33 protein-coding genes and 4 pseudogenes are annotated in these 23,912 nt (G+C 36.1%); 7 read left to right on the top strand and 30 right to left on the bottom strand.

What is annotated here, in order from left to right; genetic code table 11:
* Window positions 1-29: 29 nt before the first annotated feature.
* The 20 genes from KHQ79_RS02745 to KHQ79_RS02650 all read right to left on the bottom strand — a co-directional run bounded on the left by KHQ79_RS02745 (window position 30) and on the right by KHQ79_RS02650 (window position 10,897).
* Complete coding sequence (locus tag KHQ79_RS02745; RefSeq protein ID WP_225514175.1) at window positions 30-1,226, bottom strand: hypothetical protein; 1,197 nt, start codon at window positions 1,224-1,226, stop codon at window positions 30-32.
* 65 nt (window positions 1,227-1,291) lie between these two features.
* Entirely contained in the window at window positions 1,292-1,486 is a 195-nt protein-coding gene (locus KHQ79_RS02740; protein WP_225514174.1) for a ParB N-terminal domain-containing protein, read from the bottom strand.
* 55 nt (window positions 1,487-1,541) lie between these two features.
* Window positions 1,542-2,015: a hypothetical protein gene (locus KHQ79_RS02735; RefSeq protein WP_225514173.1), complete on the bottom strand. Its 474-nt coding sequence runs from the start codon at window positions 2,013-2,015 to the stop codon at window positions 1,542-1,544.
* 96 nt (window positions 2,016-2,111) lie between these two features.
* Window positions 2,112-2,345 carry a hypothetical protein gene (locus KHQ79_RS02730; RefSeq protein ID WP_153256259.1) on the bottom strand — a complete coding sequence of 78 codons (234 nt, stop codon included), beginning with the start codon at window positions 2,343-2,345 and terminating at the stop codon, window positions 2,112-2,114.
* A 101-nt stretch (window positions 2,346-2,446) separates the two neighbouring features.
* On the bottom strand, window positions 2,447-2,743 hold the full coding sequence (locus tag KHQ79_RS02725) for a YjcQ family protein (protein ID WP_225514172.1): 297 nt from the start codon (window positions 2,741-2,743) through the stop codon (window positions 2,447-2,449).
* A 143-nt stretch (window positions 2,744-2,886) separates the two neighbouring features.
* Window positions 2,887-3,342 carry a sigma-70 family RNA polymerase sigma factor gene (locus tag KHQ79_RS02720; protein WP_225514171.1) on the bottom strand — a complete coding sequence of 152 codons (456 nt, stop codon included), beginning with the start codon at window positions 3,340-3,342 and terminating at the stop codon, window positions 2,887-2,889.
* 130 nt (window positions 3,343-3,472) lie between these two features.
* On the bottom strand, window positions 3,473-4,705 hold the full coding sequence (locus KHQ79_RS02715; protein ID WP_225514170.1) for a PIN-like domain-containing protein: 1,233 nt from the start codon (window positions 4,703-4,705) through the stop codon (window positions 3,473-3,475).
* Window positions 4,706-4,817: 112 nt separating this feature from the next.
* On the bottom strand, window positions 4,818-5,021 hold the full coding sequence (locus KHQ79_RS02710; RefSeq protein ID WP_225514169.1) for an XtrA/YqaO family protein: 204 nt from the start codon (window positions 5,019-5,021) through the stop codon (window positions 4,818-4,820).
* An 81-nt stretch (window positions 5,022-5,102) separates the two neighbouring features.
* Entirely contained in the window at window positions 5,103-5,531 is a 429-nt protein-coding gene (locus KHQ79_RS02705) for a RusA family crossover junction endodeoxyribonuclease (protein ID WP_225514168.1), read from the bottom strand.
* Between the two features lie 94 nt (window positions 5,532-5,625).
* On the bottom strand, window positions 5,626-5,775 hold the full coding sequence (locus KHQ79_RS02700; RefSeq protein ID WP_225514167.1) for a hypothetical protein: 150 nt from the start codon (window positions 5,773-5,775) through the stop codon (window positions 5,626-5,628).
* Entirely contained in the window at window positions 5,766-6,707 is a 942-nt protein-coding gene (locus tag KHQ79_RS02695) for an ATP-binding protein (protein WP_225514166.1), read from the bottom strand. Before KHQ79_RS02695 ends, KHQ79_RS02700 begins: the two co-directional genes overlap by 10 nt.
* On the bottom strand, window positions 6,589-7,266 hold the full coding sequence (locus KHQ79_RS02690; RefSeq protein ID WP_225514265.1) for a DnaD domain-containing protein: 678 nt from the start codon (window positions 7,264-7,266) through the stop codon (window positions 6,589-6,591). Before KHQ79_RS02690 ends, KHQ79_RS02695 begins: the two co-directional genes overlap by 119 nt.
* Window positions 7,267-7,342: 76 nt before the next feature.
* Window positions 7,343-8,197 carry a recombinase RecT gene (locus KHQ79_RS02685; protein WP_225514165.1) on the bottom strand — a complete coding sequence of 285 codons (855 nt, stop codon included), beginning with the start codon at window positions 8,195-8,197 and terminating at the stop codon, window positions 7,343-7,345.
* A gap of 2 nt (window positions 8,198-8,199) precedes the next feature.
* Window positions 8,200-9,117 carry a YqaJ viral recombinase family nuclease gene (locus KHQ79_RS02680; RefSeq protein ID WP_225514264.1) on the bottom strand — a complete coding sequence of 306 codons (918 nt, stop codon included), beginning with the start codon at window positions 9,115-9,117 and terminating at the stop codon, window positions 8,200-8,202.
* Window positions 9,118-9,294: 177 nt separating this feature from the next.
* Window positions 9,295-9,489 carry a YqaI family protein gene (locus KHQ79_RS02675; RefSeq protein WP_019715119.1) on the bottom strand — a complete coding sequence of 65 codons (195 nt, stop codon included), beginning with the start codon at window positions 9,487-9,489 and terminating at the stop codon, window positions 9,295-9,297.
* The gene (locus KHQ79_RS02670) at window positions 9,449-9,622 is read right to left on the bottom strand and encodes a hypothetical protein (RefSeq protein WP_138921987.1); all 174 of its coding nucleotides are present in this window, start codon (window positions 9,620-9,622) and stop codon (window positions 9,449-9,451) included. Before KHQ79_RS02670 ends, KHQ79_RS02675 begins: the two co-directional genes overlap by 41 nt.
* Window positions 9,619-9,876 carry a YqaH family protein gene (locus KHQ79_RS02665; RefSeq protein WP_015714340.1) on the bottom strand — a complete coding sequence of 86 codons (258 nt, stop codon included), beginning with the start codon at window positions 9,874-9,876 and terminating at the stop codon, window positions 9,619-9,621. The genes KHQ79_RS02670 and KHQ79_RS02665 overlap by 4 nt, the downstream gene beginning before the upstream one ends.
* Complete coding sequence (locus KHQ79_RS02660) at window positions 9,873-10,442, bottom strand: helix-turn-helix domain-containing protein (RefSeq protein ID WP_015714341.1); 570 nt, start codon at window positions 10,440-10,442, stop codon at window positions 9,873-9,875. The genes KHQ79_RS02665 and KHQ79_RS02660 overlap by 4 nt, the downstream gene beginning before the upstream one ends.
* A gap of 72 nt (window positions 10,443-10,514) precedes the next feature.
* Entirely contained in the window at window positions 10,515-10,655 is a 141-nt protein-coding gene (locus tag KHQ79_RS02655; protein ID WP_032679254.1) for a hypothetical protein, read from the bottom strand.
* A gap of 2 nt (window positions 10,656-10,657) precedes the next feature.
* Entirely contained in the window at window positions 10,658-10,897 is a 240-nt protein-coding gene (locus KHQ79_RS02650) for a helix-turn-helix transcriptional regulator (RefSeq protein ID WP_032725214.1), read from the bottom strand.
* Window positions 10,898-11,052: 155 nt separating this feature from the next.
* Between KHQ79_RS02650 and KHQ79_RS02645 the strand changes: the two genes are divergently transcribed.
* The 4 genes and pseudogenes from KHQ79_RS02645 to KHQ79_RS02630 form a co-directional block, all read left to right on the top strand.
* Entirely contained in the window at window positions 11,053-11,406 is a 354-nt protein-coding gene (locus KHQ79_RS02645) for a helix-turn-helix domain-containing protein (RefSeq protein ID WP_225514164.1), read from the top strand.
* Window positions 11,407-11,647: 241 nt separating this feature from the next.
* Window positions 11,648-12,004 carry a hypothetical protein gene (locus KHQ79_RS02640; protein ID WP_225514163.1) on the top strand — a complete coding sequence of 119 codons (357 nt, stop codon included), beginning with the start codon at window positions 11,648-11,650 and terminating at the stop codon, window positions 12,002-12,004.
* 229 nt (window positions 12,005-12,233) lie between these two features.
* Window positions 12,234-12,752, top strand: coding sequence for an ImmA/IrrE family metallo-endopeptidase (locus KHQ79_RS02635; RefSeq protein WP_225514162.1), 519 nt, complete (start codon window positions 12,234-12,236; stop codon window positions 12,750-12,752).
* A pseudogene (locus KHQ79_RS02630) lies at window positions 12,752-13,150 on the top strand (sigma-70 family RNA polymerase sigma factor); the annotation flags it as partial. The gene KHQ79_RS02635 and the pseudogene KHQ79_RS02630, both read left to right, overlap by 1 nt.
* Window positions 13,151-13,405: 255 nt before the next feature.
* On the opposite strand, the pseudogene KHQ79_RS02620 reads toward KHQ79_RS02630, so the two are convergent.
* The 4 genes and pseudogenes from KHQ79_RS02620 to KHQ79_RS02605 all read right to left on the bottom strand — a co-directional run bounded on the left by KHQ79_RS02620 (window position 13,406) and on the right by KHQ79_RS02605 (window position 17,463).
* A pseudogene (locus KHQ79_RS02620) lies at window positions 13,406-13,584 on the bottom strand (hypothetical protein).
* Between the two features lie 125 nt (window positions 13,585-13,709).
* The gene (locus KHQ79_RS02615; protein ID WP_225514161.1) at window positions 13,710-14,924 is read right to left on the bottom strand and encodes an MFS transporter; all 1,215 of its coding nucleotides are present in this window, start codon (window positions 14,922-14,924) and stop codon (window positions 13,710-13,712) included.
* Between the two features lie 247 nt (window positions 14,925-15,171).
* On the bottom strand, window positions 15,172-16,476 hold the full coding sequence (locus tag KHQ79_RS02610; protein WP_060399071.1) for an MFS transporter: 1,305 nt from the start codon (window positions 16,474-16,476) through the stop codon (window positions 15,172-15,174).
* Between the two features lie 222 nt (window positions 16,477-16,698).
* Window positions 16,699-17,463 (bottom strand): MBL fold metallo-hydrolase, encoded by a 765-nt coding sequence (locus KHQ79_RS02605; RefSeq protein ID WP_225514160.1) that lies wholly within the window; start codon window positions 17,461-17,463, stop codon window positions 16,699-16,701.
* A 200-nt stretch (window positions 17,464-17,663) separates the two neighbouring features.
* Between KHQ79_RS02605 and KHQ79_RS22285 the strand changes: the two genes are divergently transcribed.
* Entirely contained in the window at window positions 17,664-17,786 is a 123-nt protein-coding gene (locus tag KHQ79_RS22285) for a winged helix-turn-helix transcriptional regulator (protein WP_323135013.1), read from the top strand.
* A gap of 229 nt (window positions 17,787-18,015) precedes the next feature.
* Here KHQ79_RS22285 and KHQ79_RS02600 read toward each other — a convergent pair whose 3' ends face one another.
* Window positions 18,016-18,558: a cysteine hydrolase family protein gene (locus KHQ79_RS02600; protein WP_148982014.1), complete on the bottom strand. Its 543-nt coding sequence runs from the start codon at window positions 18,556-18,558 to the stop codon at window positions 18,016-18,018.
* Window positions 18,559-18,673: 115 nt separating this feature from the next.
* Between KHQ79_RS02600 and KHQ79_RS02595 the strand changes: the two are divergent.
* Window positions 18,674-19,122: pseudogene (locus KHQ79_RS02595) on the top strand (Lrp/AsnC family transcriptional regulator).
* A 143-nt stretch (window positions 19,123-19,265) separates the two neighbouring features.
* On the opposite strand, the gene lrpA reads toward KHQ79_RS02595, so the two are convergent.
* Window positions 19,266-19,676 carry a transcriptional regulator LrpA gene (gene lrpA / locus KHQ79_RS02590; RefSeq protein WP_003237151.1) on the bottom strand — a complete coding sequence of 137 codons (411 nt, stop codon included), beginning with the start codon at window positions 19,674-19,676 and terminating at the stop codon, window positions 19,266-19,268.
* Window positions 19,677-19,938: 262 nt separating this feature from the next.
* Here lrpA and KHQ79_RS02585 point away from each other — a divergent pair, with 262 nt between their 5' ends.
* A complete protein-coding gene (locus KHQ79_RS02585) occupies window positions 19,939-20,940 on the top strand; it encodes an LLM class flavin-dependent oxidoreductase (RefSeq protein ID WP_032731960.1) in 1,002 nt (333 codons plus the stop codon).
* A 308-nt stretch (window positions 20,941-21,248) separates the two neighbouring features.
* Here KHQ79_RS02585 and KHQ79_RS02580 read toward each other — a convergent pair whose 3' ends face one another.
* From KHQ79_RS02580 to KHQ79_RS02565, 4 genes and pseudogenes are all read right to left on the bottom strand, one after another.
* On the bottom strand, window positions 21,249-22,025 hold the full coding sequence (locus KHQ79_RS02580; protein WP_225514159.1) for a sulfite exporter TauE/SafE family protein: 777 nt from the start codon (window positions 22,023-22,025) through the stop codon (window positions 21,249-21,251).
* A 62-nt stretch (window positions 22,026-22,087) separates the two neighbouring features.
* On the bottom strand, window positions 22,088-22,315 hold the full coding sequence (locus KHQ79_RS02575) for a sulfurtransferase TusA family protein (RefSeq protein WP_003237159.1): 228 nt from the start codon (window positions 22,313-22,315) through the stop codon (window positions 22,088-22,090).
* Between the two features lie 34 nt (window positions 22,316-22,349).
* Window positions 22,350-23,481: pseudogene (locus KHQ79_RS02570) on the bottom strand (MBL fold metallo-hydrolase); the annotation flags it as partial.
* A 35-nt stretch (window positions 23,482-23,516) separates the two neighbouring features.
* The gene (locus tag KHQ79_RS02565) at window positions 23,517-23,912 is read right to left on the bottom strand and encodes a DsrE/DsrF/DrsH-like family protein (RefSeq protein ID WP_060399074.1); all 396 of its coding nucleotides are present in this window, start codon (window positions 23,910-23,912) and stop codon (window positions 23,517-23,519) included.

Here is a 23,912-nt window from a genome sequence, read left to right as displayed (position 1 = left end):
CGGATGTCATGTTTGAGTTTGTGTTTGTTTTACTCTTCTTCCTTTACTTTCTGATTCGTTTCATTTTCATTGCTAAGTTTATTAGGATCCGATGACAATTTTGTATCATTAATTATTGTACCAGCCACAGGGTTATGTAATCCCCTCACCATTGTCGCAATTGAACTAGGAACTTGATTTTGGTATCGACTCACCATCGATGCTATGGAGCTAGGAACTTGATTTTGATATCGGCTCACCATCGATGCTATGGAGCTAGGAACTTGATTTTGATATCGACTCACCATCGATGCTATGGAACTTGGCGTTGGGCTTATGTAAGGTGCACATTTATTCATTGAACCTGAGCTAGACACTGAAACTGTTTTATCTTCAATTTTATCTAAGCTTTCAATTAAAGAGTCTTTCTCCTTCTGCTCAACATCCATTTCTTGTATTTTTTTGCGCAATTGAAAAATTTCATTTTTCGATTTTTCGTTTTCTTCACTCAATTTATTGAGCTGTTCAACAGTCTCTATAATCGAGTTAACCATTTCATCCGCACTACCTGCCAGCCTATTTAACACCATCAATTGGTTATTTAAAATCTCATCATCTAAATTGTAAGGATAACGGAGCCAGTGATCTATTTCACTCCAACCTTCTTCAAATATGGTCCTAACCTGAATTTCTGCAATATACCTTTCTTTGGTTAGGTTAGTTTCAATCAAATAATGCCATGATCGATAACCAGCAGGGTGTTCTTTCAAAACAAAATTCTGAATATCTTCTAGTTCTTCTGTAGCTATGTCTTCTTTACTAAAATCTCCTTTTCTATAATAGATCGTAACTGGTTCATGTAGATCCCAATTTTTCTTTATAAATGGATCAATTAAATAAGCATCTCCTTTAGACAGATGCAAAACTCTTAGCCCAATAAGATCTGTGATTTTCTCTTTATAATCATTTATATTAAAAGAGAACTCTTTATTTTTACTTTTTCTAATTAATTTTTCAATTAGATGTTCAGGATCTTTTATTCTCATCCTTACAGAATGAACATTTGGGTGAGTTCTCAGAATTCCAGCTATTGTTTCCCCTGTACTTTTGAGTAAATTGAAACTTCCGAGATAATCATCATATATTTCTTTTAAGGTACTCCAATCAAGTCCTGTATCCTCAAATTCTTCCTCTTTAATTCTATACTTTTTGAGAAACTTTTCTCTATTGTCAATTAAATTAACCATTATTCTCTCCCTTACAGCTTTTTAATAATATTATGCATCAAAGTCCTTAATTAGGGAATAATGGTTTAAATTTCATGAAGTTCTATATCAAGCTCTATGAGCTTTTTACTGATCTTCTTTACAGATAAAGTGGGGTCAATGTATCGAATTGATCTGTGATTTTTCAGGGCATCATATTCCAGATCGCTCGGCTGAAGATCAATACGAGGATTGTTTGTAGCGGAGTTAATCTTTTCTTCTGGTAAAGTTCTAATATCCATGATTTATCTCCTCCAATAAAAAAACACCTTATTTAGTAAGGTGTCTGGAGCTTTTTTATACTCTTCTTCTAAAATATTTTTTGTCTGGCATTTCATCTAAACACTCTTGTAATAATCTTTTGTAACGACTTATTTTCCTTAATCTATTTGATTCGGCATAGGATAGAACAATCCATGCTACCAAGGCAAGTATATAAAATAGAAATATTATTACAGGGGCTGTATAAGACTTCAATCCTGTCTCCGCTAGGTTACTCACAAAAAATTTCGTAAGACTTCCTATAGCAAAAGATACAATTGCAAAAAGAGCTGTAACTAAATAACTTAAAGCTTTTCTAATTTCGAACTGATCTTCAAGCCTCCCTAGAAGCATTTGTATTTGTCTTTTATCAAGTTTATTTTTTAATTCTTCTTTGAATTTACTTTGTTCAGATAAAGTTTTATTATGTAAGTCACTTTTAATTTGTTCCAAATAATCTAGGACGCTTTTAATTTCACCAAATTCAATTATTTCGTTTGCTTCGTTCATAAAATCACCACCTCCAAAACTAATAACAGTGAAAACAAATTGCATTGGAGTTTTTTCATAAATCCCCTTCCTCAAAACACTCCTATAGCATGCTATTTATTTTCTGCTTTTTATATAATCCTCTTTACTGATTCCTAAAAGCTCCGCAGAATGCTCATCAGCCGACTGTTCTAAATGATGTATTTGGTACTTAACGAATTCTTCTTCAGTAAACACCTTTTTATCGATGAGAATATCAATTAGAGCTTCTAAAGTGCATTGACGGTTTACCGATCCGCCTGCCAACTGTTCTAACAAATGTTGTTGATTAACATTAATTGTTCTTGTCATGCTTTCACCTCCTACCTTAATATCGGCAAGATATTTTGACAAAGAACATTTTGCAGAATTTGTCGAACAAAAAAGCATCCCTTAGGATAGGATGCTCAATTTTATTTAATCCAATCTCTTAATTCTTTAACTGTTTTATACGTTTTAGCCCAAGCATTATTTTGTTCGAGATACTCCATACCATCAAAAGTAACTTTTGCATGATTTAGCAATGTCATCTTTACTGGGTTCCCCATTCCACCTCTGATGACAGTTGCATTTTCAATTAAATTTTTTCCTTTCATCATTTCTAGAACTTCACCGAAAAATTGAAGTTCTACATCATAATCAGTATATTTTGGCTCATTGCCTTGATCAATTTCTTTTAAAATACTATAAACTAATTTCCTGCGATCCATTTCCTCACCTCCCACCTTATTATCGGTTAAGGCGGTTGACAAAGGAACCATTTGCAAAATTTGTCGAATGATTTATTATCCCGTGAGACTATATTTTTGAGGTGGCTCAATAATAATTCTGCCGCACCGACCTGCCTCCCATTTTACACTACAAATTTTTTCAGATTCAACAAACGCTCGAAGTGACAATCTTGGCATAATTGGCTAATCAACTCGTCTTTCATTTTGCGTACAGTTTCCCGTGAGATACCTAAGTGAAGAGCAATAGCACGGTAGCTCATCCCCTCCATCATGCAATCATAAATAACTTTGTGCTGCTCACCTTTGATCTTTTCGGCACCTACCTCCACCGCATATACTCGTTCTTCATAATACTTAAGGCGTTTGAAAAGACGTTCCTCTCGCATATCCATTTGACGAAGCTCTGCCTGACTCTTCCCAGGACTTCCTTTTGGCATAGTAGCTTCTAATCCATATTGAGCAACACCCCAATTCTTCATGGGAATTACTGAACCATAGAGTACCCTTTGCAATCGACGAACCTCTTTCACCATCCAGTGATAGCTATTGATTAGATTTTCAATTTCTTTTCGATTCATGAAAGTATCCTCCTTTTCAAAATAAAAAACGGACACCAAACATACAGCTTAAATGCTGTAAGTTCAGTGTCCGCAGGCTTTCCGTCTTAGACTAACCCTTATAAAATTATTTTTCAAATATAAAATCAATTCAATTTTTATTACGTTTAGATACATTTAATTCTCTTACTTTCACATCCAATATTTCATTAAATTCTTTTAGTAAATATTTGTAAATTTCCATCTTGTTTCTTTCATTATTGTCTAATTCTATAAGAAATGCAGAATAGAAAACCTCTTCACTTATAGAATACTCATTTACTAGTGTCCATTCTAACAAATAATCTCTATTCAAGAGTATTGAACTTTGTATATTCAATATATCAATCGGATTAAATGACTTGATTGTAAATACATAAATCTTATTTTGACTTTGTTCCTTTAACATCGTATTAACAAAATTTCTTTTTTCTTTTTTCTGCTTTTTTAGATTAAATTCTTCATTTAGCTCTCTTACTTCAGAAGCAGCAATATCATTGACGATATCTTTATTCCTTTCGATGAATCCGATAGAGCTAAACATGTAAAATTGTTTTTTAGTATTAAAATAAAACTCATTAAGTAACTCTATACGAGGACCTATAACCTTCCCCTTTAATTTATACCACCAATCTACTTTCTGCTCATCAGTTAAAAAAATTACATTGACTTGCTCTTCTTTTGCATAGTCCATAATTTGTTTCCATAATATAAAATCTCCATATTTATCTTGTAAAATAATTTCGTTAAAAAACTTACGACCATTCTTATTTTCAAAGTCCTCATACCCTGGTGGTATGTTGTTCTTAAAACGTGTTTCCGCTTGCTTTTCAAGTTCTTGAATTTTGTCTTTATCGTAATGTTGACCAACCTTGCCCTCAAAAAGTTCAGTGATATTTTCCTTTATAAAATCTTTTTCTAACAGATCTGGCTCATGTTTAATTTTTTCTTCAAGTTCTTTAACTTGTTTCTCACTTACTTTTCTCAAATTGTTAATAAATAATTCTATATCTTCCTTATGTCTTTTCTTAAAATCTTTTAGTTCCTCGTTCAAACTATCTCTAATAATATCCGGAATTTTATTGAAGGATTCACAAACCTTTTTATATGAATCTTTTTGTTCAATTATCACATTTTTTCTATTGTATTGATATTCAAGAGCTACTTGATGAGGTAACCAAAGTTGATCTTTATATTTTTTTAACAATGTTAATATTTGATCTGTTGTAGCTCTAGAATATCTATACAAATTTAGAAGAACATTAGTATCTAACACAATGATTGAATTTTCCCAAATCTTATCATCATCTTTTTCTAAATAAAATTCTCTAAAAGAATCTCTCATTTTGTCGCCCCAATTTTCAAATATATTTTGTAGTCATATAAGGATAATTGTACTTGATATGGAATTAAAGTCAAATTTTTCATTTGGCGTATTTTTAATATTACAGACTCAATTAAATTTTATATCCTATCTCATGATCAACCCGCGCAAAGCTCCCCTTTACAGTTTGAATAACAGTTTTACCGTGCTCAGGAGCATCTAAGACATGGGCAGTACCTTGATTCCCATCTAAAACAATGATCTGAACTTTTCCTGGGTCAATTTTCTGCTGAATAGTGAAGTCTTTTTTGATGTTTATTTCTCTTGGATTGTACACTCAAAGCGCCCCCTGTGTTATGATAGAAGTACCAGTTCATATCAAGAACACTGAGGCTAAGCGCTTCGGTGTTTTTTATTTTTAGGCAGAAACCTCTTTTATCTTGATCTCCACCCTCGGCTCTTCGCTATAAAACTTGCTAACTTTTAGGTCCACTACCTGGCTATCATCTTTGTAAATAAGATGATTCAAAGCATCTTTCACGCCTTTTACATAATTATCAACGTCGGGCTTTGTAATCGGTCGCAGAAGACCCTTTTCAGCTTTTTCTTTCTTCTTTTTTGAGTTTGAAACTGATTTTGGCATTGGTCTGTACACTTTGACATCCATTGAGACAGGACCAGTAATAACTGTTTTTGGCCGATGCTGAGACGCAACTAATGCCACATACTGCTTAAAGTACTTTGATTTCGCTGGATCTCGCATATGCACCTTCCCATTTCGTATTGATCCACGCGGCCGCCCTTGTGCGACTGGCTCACCATAAACAGTGAACTTAATGCAATCCAACTGCTCTTACCTCCCGTCAAGCTGTTCCCATAGCTGAATTTCTTTTTCTATTCTCGATACCGAGTGTAAAATTGCCAGCAGAGACACGACTGCTTTAAGCACTCAGCATCCGCTCCATTTGCTTTATTTTTTCCTCAAGTAAACGGATAGTTGGCGTAAGATCTTTACCTTCTGTAGGACTTAGAGGTCCGAATATATAAAGTCCATCAGCTGCTTTTATATCAGTTTTCTTTTTCATTCCCAATCACCTAACCTATGATTTAATTGCATTCGATCGCCTCTAATAATCACTATGTAATCACGGCACATCTGGTGAATTCGTGAACCAAGAGCCTCGTCTATATCCAAAATCTCATCGATTGTTAACTCCGAAGAAATCAGCAAAGGTTTGTGATTTAAATACCGATAGTTCAAGACTGACTGGATTTGTTCAACCTGCCAATCGGTTGCCCTTGGCTGCCCGTTTATTGGTTTGAATAAGTCATCAATGAATAGAACTTGGACCTTTCTCATGGCATCGAGTTTTGCTTCTAAATTGTCAAAGTCAGCTTTCAAATCACCCATGCCCTCTACATAAGGGAAATACATGCAGTGTACTGATTTTTTCTTGATCAGATTATTCATTATCGCCGTGAGCAAATGAGTTTTACCGCTACCTGGCTGTCCAAGTAATGCGATACTGTTTTGCCGTTCTCCTTTGATTTTTTGAAAATCTTTATAGTATTCCACTGCACATTCATAAGCATCTTTGATCATGTCTGGCTTACCGTCTGTAATGAAGTTACCAAAGAGAAGCTTTTCAAATTCTTCTGTAATGCCACTAGCTGCCATGAGTCTGGCAATTTTCTTTCGTCTCACACATTCACACTGTTTTGAATAAGTATCTTTCCATTCACTAGCTTTGTCCGGCGTGCAAATCTTACCTAACAGAAAATCATCTTCCGTTACCATATCGTCTGGAACCATAAGGTCTAACTGATCATCCAAATGCCAAGGAGTGTCCTTATGTACCCGATAAACGACAATTCCACGATCCTTACAATAAGGACAATCAAATTCAGCCTTTTCTCCGGATACGGCCTGTTTTGTTCCCGAAAAGCGGGCTGACTTTTCCCGAAGTTCCTGCATGATCGTTTGAAATGCGGTGTCTATACTGACTGCTTTGTTTATAGCCATATTGTTTCTCCTTTCTCTTTTGAGTGAATGGATTTGATAAGATGGCTTGAACATATGACAAACTTGCTGAATTCCCCTTTAGCTGAAACGCTGTCTTGATAGCCTCCATCACTTTTTCTTCACCATAATCGTCGACCATGTAGCTGATCCGCTGTGCCTCCATCGGGCCGACTGACCGAGCAACTTTGTTTTCATATAGCTCAAAGGCATTTTTCATTTTGTCATCGACCTCCTGATGTTCAATCTCAGCTGGTTCCAAAGCTTTTTTCTTCATGTAATTTCCTAGTTGTATGTAGTCTGCATAATGAAGTATGGTGACGATGAACCCTCTTTTTTGTGGAAGACGGTGCAATTTGATATATCCCTGTTTCTCCATTCGGTCTAGTGAGTATTTGATCTGTGCAGCTGACCAGTTAAAATCTTTTGCAAGTTCCACAACTTTGATAATGGTCTGCCCAAGTTCTAGCTCTTGATTTGTCCTGTATTCAGCTCTTTTGAACAAGTGGTCATAAATTTTTTCATCCCTAAACTCTTTGAATGGTAGTCGGGGTATGACCACATACCCCATTGCTTTTATGTCCAAGTCACTCACCTACTTCCTTTCACAGAATGCAGTTATGTCACGGATGCCGACCTCAATCGAACGGAAGTTCATCTTCTTTTATATCTACAGGCTTGCCGTCAAAAGGATCAGCTTCCTGCGAGGTTGTTTTTTCTGTTTCTTCTTTATCTGAAGGCTCGGAATCGATAATTTCTGAACTGTCTGCTTCATTGGTAATGTCAATCCGTTCCCTTGTTTCATCTTCTTCAATAACGGCTTTTTGCATTTCCACAGAGAGAATCCCCCACTTACTCAAAACTGCTTTTAATACAGTCTTAAGAGCCATCGCATCCCAATCATTTTTCCATCCAAAATCAGATTTACTGAATTTCTTTTTGTGCTTCTCTACTTGTGCCTTTGTCCAGTACACTGTTTTTCGGAAGCCATTTATCAACTCAAAATAAGCTGCATAACCAATCACTGCATCTGATTCTCGTTTTTCAAAATCGATTTCAATTTCCTCAGTCAGCGGATTCCACTTCTGCAATTCGCCTTCATGGATCGGTATGCAATTGATGGACTTATATTGGCCTGTTCGCAAGGCAAGCTGGATATATCCTTTGTATCCTAGCTGGAATTGAGCCTTTCCTCCATAAGGAACTATCCAGGCATACCCTAAGTTTTTATCTATAGGCAGATCGAGTGTAGCTGCCACCATCGCAGATGAAATGACGCTCATAGGATCTGTTTTCTGTAGCATCTGCTCACTGTTATAAAGGCTCAGTATAGAAGCAGTAAACTGTGTAGCCCTCTTCCCTAACACTTCCTCAAATCGCTTAATAACGGATGGTGAGGAAAGCAAGCCTTTCATGGTTGCTCCTTGTTGCTGAACAGGAGCGCTTTTTTGTTTTTTTTGGATGTTGTTTTTAATTGATTGATTAGTAGCCATAATCAGCTAACCTCCTTGATTCCAAAACGTCTGAAATGAGTTTCCTTTTTGACCTTCTCGTAAATATCCGGAAACTGCTCTTTCAGTTTTTTCGTATCAACTCGATTTGAGACAACTGGCTTCCAACAAGCTTGATAGTTTCCGATAAACCCATACTCTGCCTCCTTCATTTCATGTTTGATTTGGTTCTCTAATTCTTTTGCCTGGCTTTGTAGCTCTGAGATCTGCTCTTTAAGTTGCAAATATTGTTGAATACGTTCTCGATTAGCCGCAGTTAAGTCAATAGCTTTGTTATTTTCCGTTTCGACATATCGTTTTTTGAGGTATGCCTCCGCAGCACTTGAACCATCTAAAGCAGGAGCTTGACCGCCTAAGACCTTGTCATTCCAGAACTCAATCTCTGCTTCAAAGATCATGTCAATTAACTCGTCGTCTCTCTCAATCTCTTTCCAGACAAATTTGTTTCCGCCGATCAACACAGCAAAGTAAGCTTTCTGATATTCAGGTCCAAGCACACCCAGATAATGCTGGACCTGAACGATATAGCTCTCGGGGATTTCTTCGTCTTCCCATTCCTTTAAGTTGTAGGCGGATGTAGTTTTACACTCAAGGATCGCTTTTTCACCAACAATCATTCGATCAACATTAGCCAAAATGAAACCATATTCCGGATGTCTGAGTATTGCTTTTTTACGTCTAACCTTCTTGCCACTACGTATTTCAAATTCTTTTGCAACAATGTCTTCAAGCAATGATCCAAAGTAAGCAGCTTCACTTTGCGATTCACTAACAGGGACCTGTCCTGTTTTGTCTAACCATAATTCAAAAGGTGTCTTCCACTTGTTTAACCCCAAGATAACAGATGCATCTGAGCCACCAATTCCTTTTCTCCTTTCAATAAGCCATTCATCACGGCTCATTTCAGAAGTCTTAGCAAGAACCTTTGGTTTCAACAAAAATCTCCCTTTCTTAACTCCTGCTTAATTTCTTCTTAATTACAAGCTAGATTATTGTATTTTGTTTGTAACTTGTTATAATGAGGGCACAATACTTGTTGTGTAACACCCCGAAAAGCTCACTCTGCCCAGTGGGCTTTTCTATTGTGCATTTTTAAACTCAAAACCAAGTTGCTCCCTTAGATATCTTTCCAAGTTCTCTTTCAGAATGATTTCGCCGCAATCAATTACATAATCATCAACTGGTGTTACTTCATCACCGTAAAAGTCTATTTGCACATCCGTTTCAGTCAGCTTATCGTGCCAGTTGTTTATGACCATTGGGTTTTCGACCATTCATATTCTCCTCTCTGAATTTGTCTGCACGTCTATCCCATAACAGATGGAATTCACTATTGTTACGAATCATCGCACACCATTTACGAACTTCCAGAACAGTTGCCGGTTTATGAACAAAATGAACCATCATCCTATACACCTGCTCACTACAGTTAAGTTGATACCTTGCTGTTGCATTTTCAATGCCGTTTCATAAAGACGTCCTTTGTTTGCAAGCCGGCTAATATCCTCAGTAAGAACCTTGATGCTTCCAGCAAGACTAATCGCTTCTTCATAATCACCATCACGTAATGCCTCTGACAGCATGATTGATAGCTCTTCTGCTGATTCGATTTTTCTTTTTGCGATAGGAACATCTGACTTCAAGAAATGATTAGTATTCATACTGAAACCGCCTGCCTTCCTTCTTGTTTTGCCATAGCAACTTGATCAACTAGAGCTTTCCGCGTCCACCTATCTGCAAGCTCCTGCATTTTCAACCCGTGAGTACGAACAAGTGAATAAATCAATGTTTTGTTAGCCGCAATCAAATCAAAAATCTGCTTAATATCGGCCATCGGCAGCTCCTCTGTTTTACCTGGTCGGTTATCCGTAAGCCAACGGGCTAAATGTTTGGTTGCTTGCAGTGCTTCCTCCAATTGGTGAACCATATTAATCACCGCATTACTTGCACATTCATTAAGTGCCGGATCTATTGGAGCAGCGGCTGTTGGGTGAAGTTTGAATAAGTAATGGACAAGATCAATATGTTCATAGGCATCGCACTTCTCAAACCATTTAATACATAACTCCGGAGTAAGCTTGGCAAGTCCATTTTCAACATCTGAAACATACCTTTGATCCTTACCTCCGATTAGCTTTCCGATTTGGTATTGGGAAAGACCTGCTGCCTTTCTGGCACTACGCATAATCTGCGGTAAATTCCGCATGTTGTATGGGTTGTTCTCCATATGTTTGCCTCCTGATATATTGGATTTGCCGTTTTAAAATTGAGTTAAAAGATCATACTGTTTATTAATGAGTTAAGCTGATTCCTTTTTCTTTTGTTGTGCTAATTTTTCTTGATGTTCATTCATTCGCTGAACAAGTATGCCACTGAGGTATTTGTAAGCTTTGGCCTCTGCCTGTTCAAACAGCGGTCCTTTTTTCAAGATGACTTTCATAATTAAGCCCCCTTATCTGTCCTTGTCTTATATTTAGGACACATTTTGTGTCTACTTTGAGTAAAAAAAATTTCATCTACAGTTGTTCCATAATAGTCTGCAATCTTTTTGGCCAGACTTAAGGAGGGAGTTCTATCCCCTCTTTCAATAGCCCCTAGCATCTGTGGAGTTATGTTTAAGTCATTAGCAACAACTGTTCTTGACGTGTTTCCACGTAAGGAAAACAAAACTTCCCTTTCCACTCATAACACCCCCTTAGAAACGTTTTGTTTCCTTTTACGATTTATAATATACAGGACACAAAACGTGTCCGTCAAGTGTTTTTAGAAACTTTTTGTTTCTAAATGTAGAAACGCTTAGTTTCCAAGTTATAATTAATAACAAGGAGTGAGTGTATATGTTAGGTAAAAGGATAGCAGCTTTAAGAAAAGAAAAAGGTCTAAGCCAATATGAACTCGCAGATAGATTAGGCTTTTCAAGAGGAAAACTTGCTAATTATGAACAAGGCACTCGCGAACCTGATTACGAAACATTAATCAAAATAGCCGACTTTTTTGATGTATCTACAGACTACCTTTTAAGAGGAAAAGATAAATCATCCACTATAATTACTGACGATGCAAAAAAAGTGTTAAACGATCCTGAAACATTCCTTGCAGCTAAAGACGGTGAAGTAACTGATGAAATTCTACAGGCTGCTTTGGAGATTATAACGGAGCAATTAAAGGAAAGACGGAAATCAGATAAATAAACGCAGTTAGTTTATTATTATTTATTTCTGTTTATTATGTTTAATTCTGTTTACTAATAAGATTTAGATTCTCATTCATATCTCAATCATACCCTCATTTATAAATTGACTTTTGAATCCCATACAAACCCTTACGTGGCAAGGGTTTTTGTTGTTTTTCTCATTTATATTTTCATTTATGTTTCTTTTACATTTTCATATATAAAAATGAAGTGGCCTGATTACATAAGGAGCGTTTATTGTGAAGAGAACCATTGAGTTTTTTTTAAGTTTGACAGGGAGCCTATTGGGTGTTGTAGCATCTATTTTTGCTTTAATTATCGCCTATCTTGATTTATTTTTTCATTTAATTAGATACTTTGAAATGACAAGCGACCTTCTTGTTGAGGCATGGGTATCTTTGATCCTTTCATGTATTGGGTTTACAGCTTCAATTGTTGTCTTATTTAAGCCAAAGTTGAGCAGTGTTCTACTATTTGTCTCAGGGGGAGGACTTATATGTATTGATTGGCTCTATTTAATACCAGCTATACTTATGATCATCCCCGGGATCATGGTATTTGTAAGGAAAGAAAAATCTGCTCTTAAATCAGTTTGAATTTGAAAACAAAAGAACCGCCAGTCGCGGTTCTTTTTTATGTTGCAATTCATACTTTAAATAAACTTTTTGTAGATAATCCCCTAGAAACAAACCATCATTTGCAAGTATCCATGCAACAGGATACCCCCTCACATAGACGCATTTTCCTATGAAAATAGTCTCGGTTTCCCTATAATATTTAACAGATCCAATTTTTAGATTGTCGTCTTTAAGGAGGTTTTTCATCTTGAGGTATACAAACAGTCATTTAGAGGATTGGATTGAAAGCTTATACAGGAAGATTGATATTACAGAGCCTGAACAAATTAATTTTGAACGGATTGCCGAGGCTTTAGATATCAGGCTTTCATTTAAACCTGTTACAAGCTTCGCATTAAAACACAGCGGAATTTATAATATATGCTTGGACAGCCGAAAAAGCCGAACTGAACAATGGTATGATTTCGCTCATGAATTTTGCCATATATATAGACATGAAGGCGATAAAAAAACAATGCCTGCAACTTGGACTGATTATTTAGAGTGGCAGTCTAATTATTTTACATATCACTTTTGCATTCCAACTTTCATGTTGCGTAATATTAATCTTTCGTACATACAATCACATGCAATTGAAAATGTAGCTTGGTTATTTAAGGTATCCCCTTCGTTTGCGAAGAAACGTTTGAGCATTTATTACAGGAAGCTGACTCAACATTTATTTAATCAATCAGTGACGGGAAATCTGTGCACCCCCCTTTTGTAATTAATAATGAGATTCTCATGCATTTACGCGCATTGAAAAAAACAAAAAAAGACGTTTCCCTTCATGATCCGATCGGGCAGGATAAGGAAGGGAATGAAATAAGCCTGATCGATGTACTAAAATCAGAAAATGAAGACGTGATTGATACGATCCAGCTCAATATGGAGCTTGAAAAAGTGAAGCAATACATTGATATTTTAGATGACCGTGAGAAGGAAGTGATTGTCGGACGGTTTGGGCTTGATTTGAAGAAGGAAAAAACGCAGCGTGAGATTGCCAAAGAACTCGGTATCTCGCGCAGCTATGTATCGCGGATTGAAAAACGGGCGCTGATGAAGATGTTTCATGAGTTTTATCGGGCGGAGAAGGAAAAGCGGAAAAAGGCGAAGGGGAAATAATTTAGCAGAGGCCGGATCTAAAATTCCGGCTTTCTCTATTTCATTAAAGTTTCTTTTAAAAGAAATAGAGAAAGAATATATGAAAGAGTTATGATAATCATTTTTTGTCATCGCTAATAAGCTCTCCGAGAAACAGATGACTTTGCTTATAAGCCCTTTACTTGCTTACTTGCATCCTCTCTCAAGCAATCCAAAGCCGGACGTTATAAAAGCTCGCACTAGAAACCCCTTCATAGCATACTTCAACACACCTATTTATGCAGGCCTCGATCTGGCTGTCGATGCTCGATCCCTTGATCGCTTGTTCCTCGGTTGATACCCTTACATATATTGCGATCACCCTGGATCTCCTTTCTATAAAGTTTTATTAAATAATGATAGACATCGTTAATGCATTTGTCAGCTTGCGGTCCCTCGATGATGATTACCTTCATAAAATGCATCACCCCTTGGGTAATGCTATGTGACAGCTGTTTGTCCAAATGAGGTCATTTTCAAAGAATATGAAAACAAATAAAAAAACCGAGGTTTAAATCATCGGTTTTTTTTACTATCCCCACTAGGATCTCAAGTTTTTCGCTAAGCTTTCTCCCAACCGGTTTTCTTTCCACATAATTGTAATACCGAAGCCAATGACCATAATGACAGCAGCGAAAAGATAAGGATAGTGGATGTTTACGTCAAATAATATTCCACCCATGGCTGGCCCTCCGATATTACCTAAGCTCGTATAGGTTGAGTTCATTCCAGCAACAAATCCTTGCTCTTTCTCGGCAGCTTTTGATAAAAAAGTCGTCAATGCCGGGCGAAGCAAGTCAAATGCGAGGAAGATGAAGCAAGTTACCGCTAGCACTGCTAAAAAGCTAGAGATTACAGTAGATGCCACTGCCAATATTGCACCTATAATTAACAATAATTGAATTAGTTTCTTTTCACCAAGTATATCTACCATTTTTCCAAACATAAATAATTGAATAACAACTCCGAAGATTGAGCTGATTGTAATAATAGTTGCAATTTCCTTCGGCGTGAAGCCAAATTTATGATCAGAAAATAGGCTGAAAACTGTTTCATATGCTGATAATCCGAAAGCAAGTACAAATACAATGATAAAGGCAGTAAAGTAACGTGGATTAAGTGATCTTTTGAAATCGCCTATTAAGTTTGTTTGCTTTGTATTTGCAGAAATTTCTGCAATCTGCTCCTTTGTTAGCGGCTCTTTTAAAATAAATATGGATGAAATGCATGCTAAAAAGGCAATGCCTGCCGCAAAGAAGAAGGGCATACGTATACCGTATTCTGCAATAAAGCCACCGATGCCAGGTCCGATAATAAAGCCAGTACTAATGGCGGCAGAAATATAGCCTATCGCTTTTGGACGTTCCTGAACGGATGTAATATCTGCAACAAATGCAGTAACGCCTGTCATAATAAAGGCAGCACTAATCCCCCCTAGAATCCTTGATATATAAAGCACTGATACAGTCGTGCCTAAACTAAAGATAAGTTCTGAAACACCAAAAAGAAACAAACCGCTTATGATGATTTTCTTTCTGCCATAATGGTCAACCCATCGTCCTGCGAGCGGTGATATAAGCAGTTGTGCTACCGCAAGTACGGCGACAAGATAGCCCATCGTTTTTCCCGATAAATGCATGATATTCATAAAAGACGGCATAACGGGGACGATGAGACCTATACCTAGAAATGCAATGAATATATTGCTAAGAAGTATAATTAATACCAACTTTTGTTCTTTAATTGTTTTCTTCATATATAAACACCCCTTTCTATATAATCATTGATCTACAGTGCCTCTCCAAAATAATGTCCAAGAGACTTCTAATTTATCACTCAGGCGTTTTTCATCATTACCGTATCCAGCACAACAATGGAATCGACTACACCTAAGTCGAAGTTTTGTTACATCTCCGCTTATACCTTGAAGTTACATAACACCCAAGACACCTTAGAGTAATGTCTACTTAGGTTCTTCAAATGTATAGGAAAGTTATATAAGCTTATGCTTTTTCCTGAATCCCTTTAAAATACCAAATAACTACTGGAATGAGTAACAATGATAAAACGGCTCCAGAAATTGATAGTATTGTATAACTAGAATGTGCAACAACCATTCCTGACAAGGCTCCACCCGCTGCTCCTGATAGTGCTACTAAGACATCGAATGTTCCTTGTGTTTTTGCACGTAGAGATGGATGTGTTGAATCTATAATGAGGGCAGTTCCCGTTAGTAAACCAAAGTTCCAACCTACCCCTAGTAATACTAGTGCTAGGATTAGTAATGATAATGAGTCTGCCGGTGCAATAGCTGCCACCAATCCAGCGGCAAGAAGTGTAGCACCTGAAGCAATAGCCATAGTAGTGCGACCAAACTTATCTACTAATAAACCAGTCAATGGTGAAGGAAGATACATCGCTGCAATATGGAGCCCTATAACTAATCCCACTTCGCTTAAACCATGACCGTGATGACCCATGTGAACTGGTGTCATTGTCATAATAGCTGTCATGATTAGTTGAGCTAAAATCATAATTACAGCTCCTACCATTATTCCTTTTTTGTTTATAGCAGGATTTTTTAGACATCCTCCTATCTGTACTTTATCGTCTTTTTTCTCAGCATTCGCAATAGCTGTTGATACAAACAGCGGATCTGGACGAAGAAAAATTAAGAGAATAAATCCAGCAATTATAAAAGCTGCTCCTGACATGATAAACGGACCAGCTAAATTGGGAACACCAATTGAATCTGCAAATTCCCCCATCGTATTAACTAAGTTAGGACCCACTACAGCTCCTAAAGTAGTAGAAACTAAGGCCATACTTGCAGCAGTTGCCCGTTGTTTCTCATTTGCAAGGTCTGTCCCAGCATACCGAACTTGAAGATTAGAAGCCATACCTGCTCCATAAATAAGAAGGGAAACAAATAATAGGGCAACGCTGTTGATTAAAGCCGCAATTATAACACCTATAGCACCTAATCCACCTATAAGGAAACCACCTGCAAGTCCGGCTCTACGACCAAAACGTTGTGAGGATGCTCCTATAAGTAGGGCAGCTACGGCAGATCCAAAAGTAAAGAGGGCAGTTGGAATTCCTGCTACATTTTCCGATCCTATCATATCTTGTGCAAGAAGCGCCCCAACTGTTATCCCAGCACCAAGTCCTGCTCCCCCAAAAATTTGTGAAACCATCAAGATTTTTAATGTTTTTTTATAAAGTTGGTTTTGTTTTTCTGGTGAATCAATATAACCTTGTAACCAAACAGGCTGCTGTGTTGATATATTTGTATCTTTTTTTGTCATTATCTCTACCTCCTAACGACATATCTCTGTTGCTGTTCAAGTTTTTTTGTCATCATTGGAAATTCCATTTTTGTTATTCCATATATTTAGGATTTTCGATATATTTAAAATTTCTTTATATTCATCATTAGAAGAAGCTCATGATTAGTTTTTATATTATGAGCTTCTTCTATTTCTTATTTTTTAATATGAACAAGACAATATTGTTTGTCGGTGTTCATATTAAAATGTGTAAGACTCGCCATCTTCTGGTACTAAAATATTACTTGAGAATCCTTTTTCCTTACTAAAGTTTTTTAATTCTTTTCTAGATAGTGTCCAATGGTTAACAGCTTCCATATGAACAGATATAATCTTAGCATTAGGAGCAGCCTTGTGAACTTCATAGATGTCTTCTTTTCCCATGATGAGTGAACCTAATTCTAATCTTTGATTGTCTCCACCATTAACAACAATGATTTCTGGTTGATGTGTATGAATCTCGTCTTCGATAGCATCATACCAAACTGTATCACCAGCTACATATAAAACTTTTTCACTTGGGTGCTTGAATACTAATCCACAAACTTCACCCATTAAGTTTAATAACTCTTCTCCTCTACCATGTTCACCTTTTGTTTTTACTAATTGGATCCCTTCAAAAACTGTGTCTTGTTGTAGTACTTCTACATTTTTGAAACCACTTGATTTTACTTCTTTTGCATCTGCTTCATTTTGAACAAACATTTTGATATTTTTCGGCAATACGTTTCTTGCCACATCATCAAAGTGATCTAGGTGTAGATGAGTAACAATGACTGCATCTACGCCATCCAGAATGTTATCAATTGACGTTGGCAAACTCACCAAAGGATTAAATAGATCTTGTCTGATCGTTTCAGGGAAAGTAGCGTACGTACCTTTCTCTGCTAACATAGGATCTATTAAAAATTTTTTATTTGCGTATTTTACAACAATTGTTGCATTTCGAATTTGTGTAATATTCATATTTACAACTCACTTTCTTTTTTTTATTTGTCTTAGTTCGACAGAGTTAAGTGTATAATATCAGCAGTGTTCAAATACATAGATAAAAAAAAGTGTTTTAACTCTTTGACTTTATTTTCGAAAGGAATTAACGTTCAAATAGATCAAACAGATAAAAAATCATAGAGAAATTATGTATAATAGCCGAATTACAATGAAAGATCTGGGAGAGAGTACATTTAACATGGCCAGCAGCTACAGCTAGAGTAGAGAAATTAGAAGAGAATGGAGTTATTGAGGGATCTAACATTAAAGTAAATCAAGCAATTAGGTGCTTTATGTAAACCTTCATCAATATCTATATGGCAAAAACAATTCCTGTACATGGTCTTACTATGGATCAAAAACAGGACATCTTGATCTTTTATCAGATGGGAATAATGATACCGAAAAACAAAATAAAGATAATGAATAAAGGATGTCCAGAAGTTATTTTTCTGAACATCCTTTTTTAAGTTGTTGAATCATCTTTCTTGTGAAAAGAAAGACGTTATGTTCGCAAAGGAAATTCTTTTATTTTAAAAATGCCTCTGTGGTTTTCACTGTTGCATAGACACCATTTAATGCGGCCATAAATGCGTAATGGACATGTTCAGCAGGAACGATTTTATCTTCAATTTGCAATGTTGTTGTTGCGCAAGCATCTTCTACCACTTGGCATACATAACCATGTTCAACTGCAGAACGAACTGTTGCATCAATACACATATGGGACATCATACCGCAAACAACTAATTCTTTAACCCCTTGTTCTTGTAGCTTTTCATGTAAATCTGTATTGAAAAAGCTATTCGGCATATATTTTACAATAACTGTCTCTTTCTCTAATGGACGTACTGACTCATAAATTTCGACACCTTCTGTATTTGGATGGAAAAAATGAGCCATGTTACCTTCTGTGATATGCTGTACATGAAAGACTGGTGCGCCTGTGTTTCTGAAGTGTGAAAGTAGTTTAGCCGCATTTTGTGCTGCTTTCTCAGGGTTTGTTAAAGCCATCTTCCCATTTGGAAAGTAATCATTTTGAATATCAATCACTAATAAAGCTGTTGTCATTTTTTTCACCTCTTAAAATTTTTATACTGTATAAGGATATATAATTTCCATTGAATTTTCGATGGTCTCATGAAATACTATTATGTAAAACTTTTTCACTGTGAAAGTAGTTACTATGCAAATTGATTCAATTGATTTTCAAATTCTCCAATTATTAAATAAAAATGCTCGGATACAATGGAAAGAAATCGGTGAAAAAATTCATATGACAGGACAAGCGGTAGGCAATCGCATCAAAAAATGGAGGATAACGGTATCATTAAGGCATATTCGATTGTGATTGATGAATTGAGGGTGGGGCTTTCTTTTACAGCCTTTGTCATCTTTTTCATGAATGCATATAAGCATAATGATTTATTGAAATTTATTGCTACTCGTAATGAAATTAGCGAAGCACATCGTATTTCAGGAGACGCATGTTATCTTCTGAAGGTAAAGGTTCATTCACAAGAAGTTTTAAATCACCTTTTGAATGATTTATTGAAATATGGAAACTATCAGCTTTATTTGTCTATTAAGGAAGTAAAAAATCATTATAATACGTCATTAATGTCTGATGAATAATGTGCTTGTTATCATAATGTATAAGTGTTAAATCATGTATAAAAAAAGCTCTAGCTTGGTAAATTTCATATCCAAACTAGGGCTTTTTTAGAGCAGATATATATCATGTTATATGACCACACATCTCCGTTTTATAAAGTTAACTATTTACCAATAACAATCGACACTTTATAGTTTGCATGTTTGTTTAAGTCATTTAAAAATTGATCTAATACCTCGTTTGAAGGAAATTTACATTCAAGCAAATAACAACCGTCTCCACTAACTTTATAATTGTTTATTACATAGTTACCTTGTGTTTCTATAAAAGCTAAATAGGGTTGATGATGGATTTTTTCGATATAAATATTAAGAAAAGCATGTATAGAGAAGCCTAATTTCACTTGATTCACTTCAATACTACATCCTTTTATTATGCCATTGTCTAATAACTTTACTACTCTTGATGCGGTTGCTGGTGCAGTGAGATGTACTTTTTCCCCTAATTTTTTCATTGTAAGGCGACTATTTTTAGACAGCTCATCAAGTATTTTTTTATCTATTTCATCAATCATTTTCTAGTATCCTTTCTGAAAAAATAAGATGTATTTTACATAGTCTGTTCGCTGTGCAATTTTTTATGTATGCTTAAAACTTTAAAAATAAAGTGAAATTGTGAAATAACTTTATTTTCCCTATGTATTGATCGATTGAGAAAGTATATATTTATTTGCATACAAAACAAAAGAGGAATGTACACCATTTAATATGAGACATTTATTTAAAATGGTTTTTCCATTGATTTTGTATAAGTTCATTATTTTTAGAGGTGAAATTATGAAAAAATTTGATATATCTGTTTTATCAGTTGCTCCATTAAGACAAGGAGAAACAATGAAACAAGGGATTGATTCTGCAGTTTCATTGGCTAAAGCTGTAGATAATATGGGCTATAAACGGATTTGGTTTGCAGAGCATCATAATCACGACGCTTATGCAAGTGCAGCAACCGTATCAATTGTACAACATATATTAGCAAATACAAAGGACATTCGCGTAGGTTCAGGGGGTATTATGTTGCCAAATCATTCCCCATTAGTCGTAGCGGAGCAATTTGGAACACTTGAAACATTATATCCAAATCGTGTAGATTTGGCATTAGGACGCGCACCGGGAACGGATCAAAAAACGGCCGATGTGATTCGTCGTTCCAACCATAATGGAGTGTTTTTCTTTGAAAGAGAAGTAAATGATATTTTGCGTTTTGTTGGGGATAAGAGTGTGCAGAGAGAGGTTCGCGCTTATCCAGGTATTGGAACGCATGTGCCTGTATTTGTGTTAGGATCCTCAACGGATTCAGCGAAAATTGCTGCAAAGCTTGGTTTACCCTATGCATTTGGCGCTCAATTTTCACCTCATGCGATGGAAGAAGCGCTCGCTATTTATCGAGAAAATTTCCAACCGTCTTCTTATTTACAAGAGCCTTATGTGATTGCTTGTATTAATGTGATTGCAGCAGAATCTATGGAAGAGGCATCTTTTATTTCTGCAAGTCATTTGCAGGTGTATATTGATATTTACACAAATAATTTAAGTAAGCTTATTCCACCCACTGAAAACTTCCTAGAATCGTTATCACAGTTTGAATTAGAAATTCTCCATAGTCGACTGGGGTATACAATCATGGGTGATTCAGAAACAATTCGTCGCGAACTAATTGAATTCCAACAAATGTATCAAGTAGATGAATTAATTGTATTATCTAATATTTACGAATTGAGCAAGGAAATTCAGTCTTACGAGATTTTAAAACATGTTGTGGATGAGTTGTTTGAATAAAGAATGGAGCAACTTTAGAAGTCGAGTTATGTGAGTTCGTATTCCTCGTAGCTTTATCCTTCTTTTAAAATACTCAAATTCTTCACTATCCGTGTATAAAAATGCTAATCGACAGTAGACAATACTAATTCAAATACTTTTTATGGGCTATCATATAGATTGGTACGAGTCATCCATTATCAAAAAGAATTTCATCCTGTACAAACATTTATTGAACATTATGTAAATGTCTTAACATAAAAAAGAAAGGCCAACATTTGAAACACTCTGTTGGTCTTTCTTTTAATCATACGTAAGAAAGTGATCTGTTACAGAATATCCAACCAAATTTTAACAGCCGTCACCAAAATCAGTAAAGCTAAGATCCACCGCAGGATTTTTTCATTTACTTTTTGTCCCAGTTTTGCTCCTAGAGGCGAAGCGATTAAACTTGAGATAATAAGAATCAAAGAAGGTAAAAAAAGTACCTGACCTGTAATCACCTTTCCAACTGTTGCTCCAATAGATGAAAGAAGTGTAATCGCAAGAGATGAAGCGACGGTGATTCTAACAGGAATATTTAAAATCGATAACATAATGGGGACTAGGATAAAGGCGCCGCCAGCTCCTAAAATACCTGATAGGCCACCAATGATAAACGCTAGGGACGAAGCCAACCATTTATTAAATATCACTTCTTTGCCGTCTCTATGTGCTTGTCCTTTTTTAGGTATAAACATTAGAATAACAGCTATAATAGCCAGAATTCCGTATATAAAGTTAATTCCTTTTTCAGATAAGTGATGAGAAAAATAACTCCCCAATACACTCCCTAAAAGGATGCTGCTTCCCATGTAAATAATTAATGCTTTATTTAAAAGACCACTCTTACGATAAGCCCAAACACCGCCAAGTGTCGCAAAGAAAACTTGAATAGCCCCTATCCCTGAAACTTCATGGGCAGTTAATGACATCACCCCTACTAAAGAAGGAATGTACAATAACATTGGATAATTAATTACTGAACCGCCAATACCAATCAATCCGGAAAGAAAGGCACCAATAAACCCTATAATGAAAAGAGTTGTGATAAAGGCAATATCCAATTTGGTTTTCCTCCTTTTCAAAGGAAAAGGGTATCTTTTTATTCGATACCCTTTCACATTCATTAGCCTTTTTCAATCCAGAATTTCAGTACATCTCCTTCTTGAGCTTGCTCTAAGATGTCATGCCCACCTGATTTAGACCAAGCCGCTAGGTCACTTTTGAATCCTTTATCGGTTGCATGCACTTCTAATATTTGACCTGATTCTATTTCATTCATAGCTTTCTTTGTTTTGACGATTGGCATTGGACATGCCAGCCCTTTAGCATCTAATACTTTATCTGATTTCATGTTCATCTCTCCTCTGTTTGGTAATAATCATCTTTTATCGAATTGCACAACGATTTGGCCCAATCTCCATTTCACGCTGTTTTTCTTCATCTGGGTTGATTTTCCCCATATTTGTTTCGCGAATCTCTTGATATGCATTGGGTTGTGGAGGTAAATTACCTGTCACTAAGTGCCTAAATTCTGCTTCATCAGCAATGTTCAAACCATGGTTCTCGGCAAATAATGTACTTAGTTTTTTACCAACACTTCCATCATCATTTAGCTCATCAATGATCATAAAGTGTGCCGGTAATACAATTAAATCCTTTGATAACGCGTTGTAACGGCTATAAAGAGTTTTTCTTAAATCTCCTACCCAATCTCCTGCCATACCGGCTAAATCCGGTCTGCCGATTGAATCGATAAATAAGATATCACCTGAAAGAAGATACTGATCATCGACAATGAAAGAAGTGGAGCCAATGGTATGCCCTGGAGAATAAATCGGTTGAATTCTAATCTTTATATTTCCAATGATAATATCATTTCCTTCTTCCAACGGCTGATAATCGAATACCACTTCTTCAGCATCTTTAGGCGGTAACCAGTAGGTTGCTTTTGTTTTTTCGGCAATTACTCTCCCACCTGAAATATGGTCTGCGTGAAGATGTGTATCAAATACGTGAGTAATCGTTACACCTTTCTCCTTTGCAAAATCTATAAACACTTCTGCCATACGCGTAGCGTCTACTATGGCTGCTTCTCCATTGGAGAATATCATGTATGATAGGCAACCTTTCCCAATTCGAACAAACTGATAAATTTCACCACCATCTTTTAAATCTCCGACTTTTACCGGCTCTAAATGTTCACTCCATGCTTTCATTCCGCCTTTAAGATAGGATACAGAAAGACCTGCTTCTGAAAGCATCTCGGATACCATTACGGATGAACCTTCTTTTGCGCAAACGACTAGCACTTCTTTATCAGAAGGAATTTTCTCCAATATATCTTCTACTCCATCTAAAAGATCGAAATAAGGAACATTCAAATGGTCAAAGTCATGCCCTTCAATCTTCCAATCACTAAAATCATTTTCATTACGCACATCCAAAATAAATAAAGGTTCTTTGTTAAAGATTTTTTTTGTCACTTCTTTTGGGGTCAGTGCCTTTACGGTCATGTTTAAATACCTCCTATATCGAATCTATTTTTAACGAGACTAAAATGTTAAGGATACATCAGCATCTTTAGCAAAATCTAAAAAGGTAACAGCCCCGCCTACTTCAATTCCTTCTACAAAATCATCTTTTGTTAAACCCATAACGTCCATCGTCATTTGACAACCAATAAATGTAACTCCCATTTCTTGTGCCATTTCAATCAGTTCAGGAATAGACGGCACGCTTGCTTTCTTAAATCCTTCCGCAAAGTGTTCTTTTCCTTTCGGCATTTCTAATTCTTGATGTGCTTGCTTATGAATCAGATTTAATCCCTCGAATGTAAAGAAGATAGATACTTCTTGATCACTTGCTGCTGCGGCAGTCGCAATATTAAAAACTTTATAGGCATCAAATAGACCACCATTTGCCGCAATAATTGCTACTCTTGTACTCAT

The organism is Bacillus sp. TSO22 (assembly GCF_020223595.1).
Lineage (GTDB): Bacteria > Bacillota > Bacilli > Bacillales > Bacillaceae > Bacillus > Bacillus inaquosorum.
This window is presented reverse-complemented; position numbering and strand designations above follow the sequence as displayed.

What these genes read in the sequence shown, in the direction of transcription:
- KHQ79_RS02575 (WP_003237159.1), bottom strand. Translation starts at nt 22,315, where the DNA reads ATGAAATCAGATAAAGTATTAGATGCTAAAGGGCTGGCATGTCCAATG.
- KHQ79_RS02675 (WP_019715119.1), bottom strand. Translation starts at nt 9,489, where the DNA reads ATGGTCGAAAACCCAATGGTCATAAACAACTGGCACGATAAGCTGACT.
- KHQ79_RS02600 (WP_148982014.1), bottom strand. Translation starts at nt 18,558, where the DNA reads ATGACAACAGCTTTATTAGTGATTGATATTCAAAATGATTACTTTCCA.
- KHQ79_RS02740 (WP_225514174.1), bottom strand. Translation starts at nt 1,486, where the DNA reads ATGGATATTAGAACTTTACCAGAAGAAAAGATTAACTCCGCTACAAAC.
- KHQ79_RS02680 (WP_225514264.1), bottom strand. Translation starts at nt 9,117, where the DNA reads ATGAGCCGTGATGAATGGCTTATTGAAAGGAGAAAAGGAATTGGTGGC.
- KHQ79_RS02615 (WP_225514161.1), bottom strand. Translation starts at nt 14,924, where the DNA reads ATGAAGAAAACAATTAAAGAACAAAAGTTGGTATTAATTATACTTCTT.
- KHQ79_RS02660 (WP_015714341.1), bottom strand. Translation starts at nt 10,442, where the DNA reads ATGGAGAACAACCCATACAACATGCGGAATTTACCGCAGATTATGCGT.
- KHQ79_RS02655 (WP_032679254.1), bottom strand. Translation starts at nt 10,655, where the DNA reads ATGAAAGTCATCTTGAAAAAAGGACCGCTGTTTGAACAGGCAGAGGCC.
- KHQ79_RS02725 (WP_225514172.1), bottom strand. Translation starts at nt 2,743, where the DNA reads ATGGATCGCAGGAAATTAGTTTATAGTATTTTAAAAGAAATTGATCAA.
- KHQ79_RS02745 (WP_225514175.1), bottom strand. Translation starts at nt 1,226, where the DNA reads ATGGTTAATTTAATTGACAATAGAGAAAAGTTTCTCAAAAAGTATAGA.
- KHQ79_RS02645 (WP_225514164.1), top strand. Translation starts at nt 11,053, where the DNA reads ATGTTAGGTAAAAGGATAGCAGCTTTAAGAAAAGAAAAAGGTCTAAGC.
- KHQ79_RS02695 (WP_225514166.1), bottom strand. Translation starts at nt 6,707, where the DNA reads ATGGCTATAAACAAAGCAGTCAGTATAGACACCGCATTTCAAACGATC.
- KHQ79_RS02565 (WP_060399074.1), bottom strand. Translation starts at nt 23,912, where the DNA reads ATGAGTACAAGAGTAGCAATTATTGCGGCAAATGGTGGTCTATTTGAT.
- KHQ79_RS02730 (WP_153256259.1), bottom strand. Translation starts at nt 2,345, where the DNA reads ATGACAAGAACAATTAATGTTAATCAACAACATTTGTTAGAACAGTTG.
- KHQ79_RS02685 (WP_225514165.1), bottom strand. Translation starts at nt 8,197, where the DNA reads ATGGCTACTAATCAATCAATTAAAAACAACATCCAAAAAAAACAAAAA.
- lrpA (WP_003237151.1), bottom strand. Translation starts at nt 19,676, where the DNA reads ATGATTGATGAAATAGATAAAAAAATACTTGATGAGCTGTCTAAAAAT.
- KHQ79_RS02665 (WP_015714340.1), bottom strand. Translation starts at nt 9,876, where the DNA reads ATGAATACTAATCATTTCTTGAAGTCAGATGTTCCTATCGCAAAAAGA.
- KHQ79_RS02610 (WP_060399071.1), bottom strand. Translation starts at nt 16,476, where the DNA reads ATGACAAAAAAAGATACAAATATATCAACACAGCAGCCTGTTTGGTTA.
- KHQ79_RS02585 (WP_032731960.1), top strand. Translation starts at nt 19,939, where the DNA reads ATGAAAAAATTTGATATATCTGTTTTATCAGTTGCTCCATTAAGACAA.
- KHQ79_RS02735 (WP_225514173.1), bottom strand. Translation starts at nt 2,015, where the DNA reads ATGAACGAAGCAAACGAAATAATTGAATTTGGTGAAATTAAAAGCGTC.
- KHQ79_RS02715 (WP_225514170.1), bottom strand. Translation starts at nt 4,705, where the DNA reads ATGAGAGATTCTTTTAGAGAATTTTATTTAGAAAAAGATGATGATAAG.
- KHQ79_RS02670 (WP_138921987.1), bottom strand. Translation starts at nt 9,622, where the DNA reads ATGATGGTTCATTTTGTTCATAAACCGGCAACTGTTCTGGAAGTTCGT.
- KHQ79_RS02720 (WP_225514171.1), bottom strand. Translation starts at nt 3,342, where the DNA reads ATGAATCGAAAAGAAATTGAAAATCTAATCAATAGCTATCACTGGATG.
- KHQ79_RS02605 (WP_225514160.1), bottom strand. Translation starts at nt 17,463, where the DNA reads ATGAATATTACACAAATTCGAAATGCAACAATTGTTGTAAAATACGCA.